At 39.8% G+C, this 12,582-nt stretch carries 10 protein-coding genes and 1 rRNA gene; 9 read left to right on the top strand and 2 right to left on the bottom strand.

The genetic code is table 11. From position 1 onward, the window contains the following. Positions 1-40 precede the first annotated feature (40 nt). Both rnpA and rpmH read right to left on the bottom strand, forming a co-directional pair. Positions 41-397, bottom strand: a complete 357-nt coding sequence (gene rnpA, locus ACIROD_RS18775; protein WP_101223981.1) for a ribonuclease P protein component — start codon at positions 395-397, stop codon at positions 41-43. An 80-nt stretch (positions 398-477) separates the two neighbouring features. Next, on the bottom strand, positions 478-612 hold the full coding sequence (gene rpmH, locus ACIROD_RS18770) for a 50S ribosomal protein L34 (protein WP_034316183.1): 135 nt from the start codon (positions 610-612) through the stop codon (positions 478-480). A 931-nt stretch (positions 613-1,543) separates the two neighbouring features. Here rpmH and dnaA point away from each other — a divergent pair. From dnaA to ACIROD_RS18725, 9 genes are all read left to right on the top strand, one after another. Continuing rightward, the gene (gene dnaA, locus ACIROD_RS18765; RefSeq protein WP_057914144.1) at positions 1,544-2,893 is read left to right on the top strand and encodes a chromosomal replication initiator protein DnaA; all 1,350 of its coding nucleotides are present in this window, start codon (positions 1,544-1,546) and stop codon (positions 2,891-2,893) included. A gap of 192 nt (positions 2,894-3,085) precedes the next feature. Continuing rightward, positions 3,086-4,222 carry a DNA polymerase III subunit beta gene (gene dnaN, locus ACIROD_RS18760; RefSeq protein WP_101223982.1) on the top strand — a complete coding sequence of 379 codons (1,137 nt, stop codon included), beginning with the start codon at positions 3,086-3,088 and terminating at the stop codon, positions 4,220-4,222. Positions 4,223-4,442: 220 nt separating this feature from the next. Continuing rightward, a complete protein-coding gene (yaaA, locus tag ACIROD_RS18755) occupies positions 4,443-4,655 on the top strand; it encodes a S4 domain-containing protein YaaA (RefSeq protein WP_034316192.1) in 213 nt (70 codons plus the stop codon). A 21-nt stretch (positions 4,656-4,676) separates the two neighbouring features. After that, a complete protein-coding gene (gene recF / locus ACIROD_RS18750; RefSeq protein ID WP_048687943.1) occupies positions 4,677-5,795 on the top strand; it encodes a DNA replication/repair protein RecF in 1,119 nt (372 codons plus the stop codon). A 12-nt stretch (positions 5,796-5,807) separates the two neighbouring features. Beyond that, the gene (remB, locus tag ACIROD_RS18745) at positions 5,808-6,071 is read left to right on the top strand and encodes an extracellular matrix regulator RemB (protein WP_101223983.1); all 264 of its coding nucleotides are present in this window, start codon (positions 5,808-5,810) and stop codon (positions 6,069-6,071) included. Positions 6,072-6,145: 74 nt separating this feature from the next. Next, positions 6,146-8,071, top strand: a complete 1,926-nt coding sequence (gene gyrB, locus ACIROD_RS18740) for a DNA topoisomerase (ATP-hydrolyzing) subunit B (RefSeq protein ID WP_063577547.1) — start codon at positions 6,146-6,148, stop codon at positions 8,069-8,071. A gap of 95 nt (positions 8,072-8,166) precedes the next feature. Further along, entirely contained in the window at positions 8,167-10,719 is a 2,553-nt protein-coding gene (gene gyrA, locus ACIROD_RS18735; protein ID WP_101223984.1) for a DNA gyrase subunit A, read from the top strand. Positions 10,720-11,110: 391 nt separating this feature from the next. Beyond that, positions 11,111-12,169, top strand: a complete 1,059-nt coding sequence (locus tag ACIROD_RS18730; protein ID WP_402944015.1) for an HD-GYP domain-containing protein — start codon at positions 11,111-11,113, stop codon at positions 12,167-12,169. A 328-nt stretch (positions 12,170-12,497) separates the two neighbouring features. Further along, positions 12,498-12,582, top strand: a 16S ribosomal RNA gene (locus ACIROD_RS18725); the annotation flags it as partial.

Raw genomic sequence — 12,582 nt, 5'->3', positions numbered from 1 at the left:
CACATGATCCGAGGAGTGCTTATTCGATATTAAGGGGACTTTATTGTTTTTTCATTTTAAAGTTTAGTGATTTAGAACGTTTAAGGACATGGATCAAGCTGCTTTTCACCTGGCTAAAGTCCATCTCCGCCGCTGGTTTTCGAGCAATCACAATATAATCCTTACCCTCTTCTATATCTTCTTTCAATTCCAAAAACGCTTGCCGTATGTATCTTTTGATTTGGTTCCTAACAACGGCGTTCCCGATTTTTTTACTGACTGAAAGGCCGATCCTAAAATAATCCTGACCTGGCTTTTCAAGGACATAGACAACGAATTGCCGATTAGCAGAAGATTCACCTTTTTTAAACACAAGCTGAAATTCGTCCTCTTTCTTAATCCTTAACTTTTTTTTCATTTTTACACCTTCATTACATGAATTGAGTCTCAGTAAATCCCTTATTTTGCGAAAAAAGACCACTGAGACTTTTCAGTGGTCTATGCAGATAATACTTTTCTGCCCTTACGGCGACGTGCAGCGATTACTCTACGTCCGTTTTTCGTGCTCATACGTGCACGGAAACCGTGAACTTTACTATGTTTGCGGTTATTCGGTTGATAAGTTCTTTTCATTATATGACACCTCCCTGAGGAATAACAGTTAAAGACAGTCTTTACAATTATATAGATGGAGGTTTCTACTTGTCAACCTCATCCATAAAAATATTTCTTTTTTAATGCTCAATGTCCAGTTGGCCTTTTTTTACTACCTAGCCTATTGTAAATGATTTTGCTCCGAACTGATATAGAAATTTTTGGGGAAAGGCAAATTTCCATCATTTTATCCATGAGCACAAATATGAGATTCGCAATGAATCCTTCCTTGATCGAAACAACATTCGACAAATAATAAGAATGGACGTGAATCATCTTTCGATCTGTCCCATGCAGTACTTTCGGCTTGAACAACTTCGTTCAAAACAAATTAGTTCAGCCGATAATCACGGTCTGTGGATAAATTTCGACATGTTTTTTTCTATCCACATCCCATTTCATGGACTTTTGCACATAACAATGGCCTGTGGAAAAGTTTTTCCCACAAGCTCGGTAAGTTGTGGATAAAGTTTTCTAACCCATTGCAAGACGCCTGAATTTCTGATATTATATTTGTGTTTTCACTCTGAATAACTTTATCAACAGGTAAGGTTTATCCACAGACTGTGAATAACTTGTGGATAGTTTATCCGACCTGTGTATATTAATCTGTCCACAGATGGTGGATATTGTCGAAAACCCTTTTTTCTTCTTTATTATATATTTCTTAAAATACCTGTTGATGAATAAACATTCAAATCTACACTGGTTCACCAGATGTAGTCTGTACAAAGGTTGTACAGCGCAAGATATAGTTTTTAGGCACTTCATACACAACACAAAAATCCCTTAATACAGCTCACCGAACCTTTGCTGTCAAAATTAATATAAAGACGGCAATCGATGAGTTTATTTGTGCCTATACATTTAGATACAATTATTAAAAATATTTTGCAAAGGAGGGATAAGTTTGGATAACATCGATAGCCTCTGGAACCAGGCGCTCGGAAAAATCGAAAAAAAAATCAGTAAACCAAGCTTTGAGACTTGGCTTAAATCAACCAAGGCCTATTTACTGCAAGGTGATACTTTAACAGTCACCGCTCCCAATGAATTTGCCAGGGATTGGCTTGAAGAACGCTATTCCCATCTTATTTCCGATGTATTGTTTGAACTTACCGGTGAGGAATTGGAAGCAAAATTCATCATTCCCCCCAATCAAGAAGATGATGATTTTACCGTTCCTGTTCAGCCTAAAAAGATAAAAAAGCAGGATAAAGAGCATGCTGCATTTCCACAGCATATGCTTAATGCGAAAAATACATTCGATACATTTGTCATCGGCTCCGGCAATCGTTTTGCCCATGCCGCGTCTCTCGCTGTCGCAGAAGCTCCGGCCAAAGCCTATAATCCCTTATTCATTTACGGGGGCGTCGGCCTTGGAAAAACTCATTTAATGCATGCAATCGGGCATTATGTTCTAGAGCATAATCCGAATGCGAAGGTCGTTTATTTATCGTCTGAAAAGTTCACGAATGAATTCATCAACTCGATCCGGGACAATAAAGCTGGGGAATTCCGTGATAGATATCGAAGCGTGGATGTTTTATTAATTGATGATATTCAATTCCTTGCGGGAAAAGAACAAACTCAAGAAGAGTTTTTCCATACATTCAATGCGTTGCATGAAGAAAGCAAACAAATCGTCATCTCGAGTGACCGCCCGCCAAAAGAGATACCTACACTAGAGGATCGCCTCCGTTCAAGGTTTGAGTGGGGCTTGATCACGGATATCACGCCACCTGATCTAGAAACGCGGATTGCCATATTGCGTAAAAAGGCAAAAGCTGAGGGTCTTGATATCCCGAACGAAGTCATGCTCTATATCGCCAATCAAATCGATTCCAATATTCGTGAACTTGAGGGTGCACTTATTCGTGTCGTCGCTTATTCTTCATTGATTAATAAGGATATAAATGCCGATTTGGCAGCTGAAGCATTAAAAGATATCATCCCTAGCTCAAAACCTAAAATAATCACCATTTTGGAAATCCAGAAAACGGTCGGTGAACATTATAGTGTCAAACTTGAGGATTTCAAGGCGAAAAAACGGACTAAATCCGTGGCCTTTCCGAGACAGATCGCCATGTATCTTTCCAGGGAGTTGACGGACTCATCCCTGCCCAAGATAGGTGATGAATTTGGAGGTCGCGATCATACGACCGTTATCCATGCGCATGAAAAAATCTCCAAACTCATGCAAACGGACACCCAGCTTCAACGTCAGGTTAAAGAAATCCAGGACCAACTGAGGGTATAATGGATTCTGGATAATGTGAATAACTGACGACTACTTACGCACAGTCTGTCCACATGTGGATAGACTGTTTTTCCTTAGGTTGAGTAGACTTATCCACATATCAACAGGCCCTACTACTATTACTACTATCTTTTTTAATAAAAATTATTAATAAATATGCCTATTCGGCAATAAAAAATTGGAGGATGAAACATGAGATTTATAATCCAAAGAGATCGATTAGTTCATAGTGTCCAAGAAGTAATGAAAGCAGTCACATCAAGGACGACGATTCCGATTCTAACGGGGATAAAAATAAGCGTTACTAGTGAGGGTGTCACTCTAACAGGAAGTGATTCTGATATCTCCATCCAATCATTCATTCCGGCTGAGGTTGACGGAGATGAAATCGTTGAAGTTAAAAGCAGCGGCGGTATTGTCCTGAATGCCCGTTTTTTCAGTGAAATTGTCAAAAAGCTGCCGATGGATACTGTAGAAATTGAAGTGGAGAACAACTTCCAAACGATTATTCGCTCTGGAAAAGCTGAGTTTAATCTAAATGGACTGGATCCTGAGGAATATCCACATCTTCCGATCATTGAAGAAGAAAATATTTTCAAACTTCCAACGGACCTTTTAAAGACCCTTATCAGACAAACTGGCTTTGCAGTGTCCACGTCAGAAACACGCCCCATCTTAACAGGTGTAAACTTGAAGGTTCAAGATGACGAATTGACCTGTATTGCAACAGATAGTCATAGGCTTGCAATGAGGACAGCCAAAATAGAAAATAAAATTAACGGGACCTATAGCGTTGTCATCCCAGGTAAAAGTTTGAATGAGTTAAGTAAGATCCTTGATGATACAAACGAACTCATTGAAATCGTCATTACCGAAAACCAAGTACTTTTCAAAGCTGAAAATTTATTATTCTTCTCAAGACTTCTTGAAGGGAATTACCCTGATACATCACGCTTGATTCCATCAGATAGCAAAACCGATGTGACTGTTCACACCAAGGATTTCCTGCAAGCGATCGACAGGGCTTCTTTATTGGCGAGAGAAGGAAGAAATAATGTCGTCAAATTGACAACCCTGGAAGGGCGTATCATCGAAGTCTCTTCCAATACTCCTGAAATTGGTAAAGTAATTGAAGAGGTTCAGGCAGAAGCCATTGAAGGTGAAGACCTGAAAATCTCATTCAGTGCCAAATTTGTAATGGATGCTCTAAAGGCATTGGAAGGTTCCGATATAAAAATTAATTTCACAGGGGCAATGCGTCCGTTTGTCATTCGTCCGCTACATGATGATTCCATGCTGCAATTAATTCTCCCAGTAAGAACTTATTAAGCTAAAATAATATTTCAAAAAAATTAAAGGCTTGTATAGCAGGTCTTTAATTTTTTTATATTTAAACATAGGTTTCCAAAGGGTTCTTGGCGTTTTTTTAATACTGTACGGAACGGTGAATCGCTAAAAATAAGAACTGAAAAAGCTATACTTTGTCTTAATGGGATTAATTTAGTAAAATGAAATATTAAAGACTACTTAGAAATGAGTGAGGCATGAAATGGACTCCATAAAAATCAATACTGAATATATTACGCTTGGACAATTCCTGAAATTGGCCGATTTAATCCAAAGCGGCGGAATGGCGAAATGGTTCTTAAGTGAATACGAGGTTTACATTAATGGCGAATTAGACGTGAGAAGAGGCAGAAAATTAAGATCAGGTGATAAAATAGAGATTCCTGGATTTGGCACCTACACAATTACAAGCTAAAACATAAGGGAAGAGCGGAATATGTATATTGAAAATATAAGTTTGAAAAATTACCGCAACTATACCGAATTGAATCTGACTTTTGAGAATAAAGTCAATGTAATCCTCGGCGAAAATGCTCAAGGAAAAACAAATGTCATGGAATCTATTTTTGTTTTAGCAATGGCAAAATCTCATCGCACCTCAAATGATAAAGAACTTATTCGCTGGGATGAAGAGTATGCTAAAATAGAGGGAAGAGTTAGAAAGAGAAATACCTCAATACCACTTGAGCTGACCATTTCAAAAAAAGGGAAAAAGGCGAAGTGCAACCATATTGAACAAAGAAAGTTAAGTCAATATGTCGGAAATATGAATGTGGTCATGTTTGCGCCTGAGGATCTAAACCTTGTAAAGGGAAGTCCTCTAGTCAGACGCCGTTTTATAGATATGGAAATTGGCCAGGTTTCTCCCGTATACCTTCATGATATGAGCCAATATCATAAAATACTTCAACAAAGAAATCATTACTTAAAGCTTCTGCAGACCCGAAAACAAACGGATACGACGATGCTTGACGTGCTGACCGATCAATTTATTCAGTATGCAGCGAAAATTGTCGAAAGAAGATACGAGTTTCTTTTAAAGCTCCAGCAATGGGCAGAGCCGATTCATTCGGGGATCTCCAGAAATCTAGAAGTATTGAAAATCCAATATAAACCGTCGCTTGATGTATCAGAATCTATGGATTTGACGAAAATGATAGAAGTATACACAGAAAAATTTGATAAAATAAAAACAAGGGAAATTGAACGGGGTGTAACACTGGTAGGTCCTCATCGTGACGACCTGGTTTTTTTTGTGAATGACCGGGATGTCCAGACATACGGTTCACAAGGACAACAGCGAACGACGGCCCTGTCTTTGAAACTTGCCGAAATTGAGCTGATCCATGAAGAAATCGGCGAGTATCCCATTTTATTATTGGATGATGTGTTATCGGAACTTGACGATTTCCGCCAATCCCATTTACTGAATACAATACAAGGGAAAGTGCAAACATTCGTGACGACACCCTCCGTTGATGGAATCGATCATCAAACCCTAAGAGAAGCGTCCACCTTTTATGTTAGTCAAGGAAGTATAAAAAAGGTTAAATGATGAGGTGAATGTATGTATCTCCATATTGGTGAAGACATTCTTGTGAAAACGGACGATGTCATAGCCATTTTAGATAAGAAGCTGCTTCAGGCCTCTCCAATCATGAGTGAATTTTTGGAGAAAAAGTCTGATGTAACTTACCATTTAGCAAAAAACTCGGTTAAATCGATTGTAGTGACGGACAAACAGGTATATTATTCACCGCTTGCGTCGTCCACTTTGAAAAAGCGTTCACTGCAGCCATCGCTCTTAATCGATGATATAGATATTCTTTGAATTGTAGCTAAACGTATAATTACTCCTGAAAATTGATAAATGCCAAAAGAAAAGTGTAGGTGATACGTATGACAATGGAACAAAAAGAAGTACAAGCTCAGGCATACGATGAGAATCAGATACAGGTTTTAGAAGGCTTAGAAGCAGTTCGTAAACGTCCGGGGATGTATATCGGCACTACCTCTGCAAAAGGACTTCACCATCTTGTTTGGGAAATTGTCGATAATAGTATTGATGAGGCACTGGCTGGTTTCTGTACGGAAATCAAAGTGACGATCGAAGAAGACAATAGCATAACCGTAGTCGATAATGGTCGGGGAATTCCAGTGGGGATCCATGAAAAAATGGGACGCCCAGCTGTAGAAGTAATCATGACGGTCCTTCATGCGGGCGGTAAATTTGGCGGCGGAGGTTATAAGGTCTCCGGCGGTCTGCATGGTGTGGGGGCATCAGTAGTTAATGCCTTATCCACGGTATTGGAAGTTTACGTTCATCGTGAAGGTAAAATCCATTATCAGCAATTTAACCGCGGTATCCCAAAGGAAGATTTGAAAATCATCGGGGAAACCGATCATACCGGAACGACTGTACACTTCATTCCTGATGGTGAAATCTTCACGGATACCTTGGAATATGACTTTGATACATTAGCCACACGAATCCGTGAGCTTGCATTCCTGAATAAAGGGTTGAAGCTGATCATTGAAGATAAACGTGAAGAAGAAGAAAAAATCAGGGAGTTCCACTATGAGGGCGGTATCAAATCTTATGTTGAGCATTTGAACCGTTCTAAAGAGGTATTGCATGAGGAACCGATTTTCATGGAAGGCGAGAAAGATGGAATTTCCGTTGAATTGGCTTTGCAATATAATGACAGCTATATCAGCAATGTCTTTTCTTTTGCCAATAATATTCATACCTATGAAGGCGGTACACATGAATCGGGATTCAAGACTGCTTTGACCCGTGTCATCAATGATTATGCACGGAAAAATGGTCTTTTAAAAGAAGCGGATGCCAATTTCTCAGGTGAAGATGTCCGGGAAGGTTTAACGGCAATCATTTCGATTAAGCATCCTGATCCGCAATTTGAAGGTCAGACGAAAACCAAACTCGGAAACTCTGAGGTAAGAACGGTTACTGATTCCATTCTTTCGGAACGACTTGATGCCTTCTTATACGAAAATCCTGCCGTGGCCCGAAAAATAGTAGATAAAGGGCAAATGGCAGCGAGAGCCCGAATGGCTGCGAAGAAAGCACGTGAATTGACCCGGAGGAAAAGTGCTTTGGAAGTATCCAATCTACCAGGTAAATTGGCAGATTGTTCTTCTAAGGACCCGAGTATCAGCGAATTATACATCGTTGAAGGAAACTCTGCGGGAGGATCGGCAAAACAAGGGCGGGACCGCCATTTCCAAGCTATCTTGCCGCTAAGGGGTAAAATCCTGAATGTTGAAAAAGCGCGATTGGACAGAATCCTGCATAATGAAGAAATAGGTACGATCATCACAGCACTTGGAACAGGCATTGGTGATGAATTCAATACTGAAAAAGCCAGATACCATAAAATTGTTATCATGACCGATGCGGATGTGGATGGTGCCCATATCAGAACACTGATGTTGACATTCTTCTACCGGTATATGCGAAAAATCATCGAGTATGGATATATATATATTGCTCAGCCGCCACTTTTCAAGATTCAGCAAGGGAAAAAAGTGGATTATGCTTATAATGACCGCGAGCTTGAAGAAATCATGGCAAGTTTGCCAAGTACTCCAAAGCCTAACCTGCAGCGTTATAAAGGGCTGGGGGAAATGAATCCGGAGCAATTGTGGGAAACGACCATGAACCCAGAAACGAGAACGCTGCTTCAAGTCAGTTTGAAAGATGCCGCCGAGGCAGATGAAACTTTCGAGATGCTGATGGGCGACAAGGTGGAACCGCGACGTAACTTCATTGAAGAAAATGCAATTTATGTAAAAAATCTCGATATCTGATTTTTGACAGGATGCTTTTTACATCCTGTTCTTTACATAGTGCACGAACAGTTAAACTTAAATGAGATATAAGCTTTTAATAGGAGGTTGGCTCCATGTCAGAAAATGAAAGATCAGGTGTTAAAGAAATAAATATAAGTACCGAGATGCGGACATCGTTTTTGGATTATGCGATGAGCGTTATCGTGTCGCGGGCTTTGCCTGATGTAAGGGACGGTTTGAAACCGGTACACCGAAGAATTCTTTATGCAATGAACGATCTTGGAATGACTTCGGATAAACCATTTAAGAAATCAGCCCGTATTGTCGGGGAAGTCATCGGTAAATATCACCCGCATGGTGATTCGGCAGTATATGAAACGATGGTACGGATGGCGCAGCCTTTTAACTATCGCTATATGCTTGTAGATGGACATGGGAATTTCGGTTCGGTCGATGGTGACCAAGCTGCCGCAATGAGGTACACCGAAGCGAGAATGTCGAAAATCTCGATGGAGTTACTCCGGGACTTAAATAAAGATACGGTCAATTTCCAGGATAACTACGATGGTTCAGAAAGAGAACCAGCCGTCATGCCTGCCCGTTTCCCGAACTTGTTGGTGAATGGTTCATCAGGAATAGCGGTAGGAATGGCAACCAATATTCCGCCCCATCAATTAGGTGAGGTAATTGACGGCGTATTGGCTTTAAGCAAGAATCCTGAGATTACAATTCCAGAGTTGATGGAATATATTCCTGGTCCGGACTTTCCGACAGCCGGTTTGATTTTAGGGAGAAGCGGAATCAGAAAGGCCTATGAAACCGGTAAAGGGTCAATCATTCAACGGGCGAAAGTCGAGATTGAAGAGAAACCGAATGGTAAGCAGGTAATCCTTGTTAAGGAAATCCCTTATCAAGTGAATAAAGCAAGATTGATTGAAAAAATTGCAGAACTTGCCCGAGATAAGAAAATCGAAGGCATCACCGACTTACGGGATGAATCGGATCGCAATGGCATGCGTATTGTCATGGAGCTTCGAAAGGATGTTAATGCGAATGTCCTTTTAAACAACCTGTATAAGCATACTGCGATGCAGACCACCTTCGGAATCAATCTGCTTGCTTTGGTGGACGGTCAGCCAAAGGTGCTGAATTTAAAACAATGCCTACGCTACTACTTGGAGCATCAGCAGGTAGTCATACGGCGCAGGACTGAATTTGAACTGCGGAAAGCGGAGGCCCGTGCCCATATTTTAGAAGGTTTGCGTATTGCACTTGATAATTTGGATGCAGTCATCTCGTTGATCCGCAGTTCCCAAACGACAGATATTGCCCGTGAAGGCTTAATGACACAATTCTCACTTTCCGAAAAACAGGCGCAAGCTATCCTGGATATGCGTTTACAGCGCTTGACAGGTCTGGAACGTGAAAAAATTGAAGATGAATACCAGGCATTAATGGCTATAATTGCAGAATATAAAGCGATTCTTGCTGATGAGGAAAAGGTTCTTGAAATTATTCGTGAAGAACTTCTTGAAATTAAAGAACGTTTTGATGATAAACGGAGAACTGAAATCACATTAGCCGGGTTTGAAAGCCTGGAAGATGAAGATTTAATCCCAGAGGAAAATATAATCGTGACACTTACGCATAACGGTTATATTAAACGCTTGCCTGCAACCACATACCGCAGTCAAAAACGCGGGGGGCGCGGAATACAGGGTATGGGCACGAATACAGATGACTTTGTCGGTCACTTGTTAACCACTTCGACTCATGACACTCTATTATTCTTCACCAACAAAGGTAAGGTCTATCGTTCCAAAGGTTATGAAATACCTGAATATGGAAGGACAGCAAAAGGATTGCCGCTTATCAACCTGTTGGAAGTCGATAAAGGCGAGTGGGTCAATGCAATCATACCTGTGAAGGAATTTGCGGACGATTGGTATTTATTCTTCACGACCAGACATGGGATATCGAAGCGTACACCTTTATCGTCTTTTGCAAATATCCGTAATAATGGTTTAATTGCCCTAGGCTTACGTGAAGATGATGAATTGATTTCTGTCCGTCTTACGAATGGAGAGAAACAGATCATAATTGGAACGAAAGCCGGGATGATGATCCGTTTCCCTGAGACGGATGTACGGACAATGGGACGTACTGCGGCGGGAGTGAAAGGGATTTCCTTAGGGACGAATGATGAAGTTGTCGGAATGGAAATTCTTGAAGATGATGAAGAAGTCCTGATCGTTACGAAAAACGGCTATGGAAAACGGACCTCTGCGGAAGAATACCGTATTCAAAGCCGTGGAGGAAAAGGAATAAAAACATGTAATGTCACTGAGAAAAATGGTGAACTTATAGCTGTGAAAACAGTTACGGGAGTAGAGGAAGATTTAATGCTGATTACAGCAGCTGGTGTATTGATCCGAATGGAAGTCGAAGGCATTTCTAAAACGGGCCGTAATACACAGGGTGTTAAGCTCATCCGACTCGAATCCGCAGATAATGAATATGTTTCGACGGTTGCCATCGTAGGAAGGGAAGAAGAAGAAGAAAAAGACCTGGATATAGAAACGGTCACGACTCTAGATCCGGATTCTGATCCTGAACCTACCGTAATTGAAGAAAATGATGAAACTGAAAAAGATACGGAAGAATAATCTTTTCATAAAAAAAGGGGTTCGGAATTTTAATTCTGAACCCCTTTTGAAATTCCCTTTGAATTTTAAGGCAAAGGGTTCTATCAAAAGTTAAAACAAAGTTGATTGGAGCGGGACTCCTGCGGGAAAGCGAGTACCTGTAGAGGAAATCAATGCTCAAATTGTATAGACCGTAAAAAAACTGTAGACCCAGCAATTAAGCTGGGTCTTTTTTTTTTGCGCATTAGCGTATTTCAAAATGATAATGTGGGTAAAAAGACTCGTTATTTTTGCATAAGTTTGCTAATAAATTGAATTTTTTTAGGTATTTAATCATAATAAAGATAGTTTTTACCATGTTTTTCAAGTAAAATGATACTCATTAATACTACCGAGGTGAAACGTTTTGCTAGTGAAAACTCGCTATTTAATTGAAGGCTGCATCCTCTCGAAAGAGATTAGAGGTCTCCCCATTATGTATGAAAAAACAATATTGACCAAGCGATTGATTGAGGCTTTGCAAGCCTTTTTAATAACAGAGGTAAGCGTTGAAAAAACTTTGATTGATGGAAAGAAATTTCTGCCGAAAGAAGTAATGGATCCAGAATTGGATGAAATCGAAGAGTCATTGGATTTTACGGATTTGTATCTTAAGTCAGTAGAAACATATAAACGATTATTTAAAAATTGGCAGGCGGGCAGTAAAGTCGAGGTGGCCATGATTTGTTTAATCATGATTCCCCTTATGGATAAGGCTTTAGAGGAACCAGGAAACATTTTGATGCTGCACCACTATTGCACTAAAGAAGAATATGTATATCATCATGCCATTTCCATTGGATTGATAGGAGGATATATTGCATATAAAATGAAATGCAATAGGGCTGATGTCTACCAAGCGGCAATTGGCGGATGTCTGGCAGATTGCGGGATGGCAAAGCTGTCACCAAGGTTATTAAATAAAACGGAAAGCCTGACAGCGGATGATTATGAGGAGATACATGCTCATCCTATTTTCAGCTATAAGATGATTAAAGATAGTTCAAGCATAAAGGATAGTGTGAAGTTAGCCGTTCTAGAGCATCATGGAAGGTTAGATGGAACGGGTTATCCCAAAAGATTGAAAACAAAGCCCATGAATCTATTCTCAAAAATCATTGCCGTTGCAGATGTATTTCACGCCATGACTTCCGAAAGGACATATAGAAAGAAACAATCACCGTTTAAGGTATTGGAGATGATCTTACATGATGACTTTGGTAAATTCGATATTGGGGTAGTTAAAACCTTGTTATCAAGCTTCGCTAATTTTTCCATGGGAAGCATGGTCAAACTGAACAATGGATTCATTGCTGAAATCATTTTCATTGATGCCGTCTCGCAAACAAGACCGGTCATAAAGGTGATGGATAGTGGACAAATTATCAATTTAGGGATTAATCGTGAATTATATATAGAAGAAATACTATAAAGTTCAAAGAAAAAGTTTACTCTTAAAAATGTATGCTTTTTCTTCTTGATTAGGTGTACAGTCATAGGATTTGAAATCTATGAATTCATGTATATTATTTATTTTAAAATAACTATTGCTTTTATTTCTGATACTAGATATAATAACTAAGTCGACAGCGAAAGAAAAAAAGTTGTTGACAAAAAATAATATAGTTGATATATTATTAAAGTCGTTTCCAAACGAACGACGATAAATTGCTCTTTGAAAACTGAACAAAACAAAGCGCCAACGTTAAATTTTAAGTGAGCACACACTATCAAAAAAGCAAATGAGCAAGTCAAACATTTCTTCGGAGAGTTTGATCCTGGCTCAGGACGAACGCTGGCGGCGTGCCTAATACATGCAAGTCGAGCGAATCGATGGGAGCTTGC

The sequence above is a fragment of the Peribacillus sp. NPDC101481 genome (assembly GCF_044767165.1).
Classification (GTDB): Bacteria; Bacillota; Bacilli; order Bacillales; family DSM-1321; genus Peribacillus.
This window is presented reverse-complemented; position numbering and strand designations above follow the sequence as displayed.

What these genes read in the sequence shown, in the direction of transcription:
- rnpA (WP_101223981.1), bottom strand. Translation starts at nt 397, where the DNA reads ATGAAAAAAAAGTTAAGGATTAAGAAAGAGGACGAATTTCAGCTTGTG.
- rpmH (WP_034316183.1), bottom strand. Translation starts at nt 612, where the DNA reads ATGAAAAGAACTTATCAACCGAATAACCGCAAACATAGTAAAGTTCAC.
- dnaN (WP_101223982.1), top strand. Translation starts at nt 3,086, where the DNA reads ATGAGATTTATAATCCAAAGAGATCGATTAGTTCATAGTGTCCAAGAA.
- yaaA (WP_034316192.1), top strand. Translation starts at nt 4,443, where the DNA reads ATGGACTCCATAAAAATCAATACTGAATATATTACGCTTGGACAATTC.
- recF (WP_048687943.1), top strand. Translation starts at nt 4,677, where the DNA reads ATGTATATTGAAAATATAAGTTTGAAAAATTACCGCAACTATACCGAA.
- remB (WP_101223983.1), top strand. Translation starts at nt 5,808, where the DNA reads ATGTATCTCCATATTGGTGAAGACATTCTTGTGAAAACGGACGATGTC.
- gyrB (WP_063577547.1), top strand. Translation starts at nt 6,146, where the DNA reads ATGGAACAAAAAGAAGTACAAGCTCAGGCATACGATGAGAATCAGATA.
- gyrA (WP_101223984.1), top strand. Translation starts at nt 8,167, where the DNA reads ATGTCAGAAAATGAAAGATCAGGTGTTAAAGAAATAAATATAAGTACC.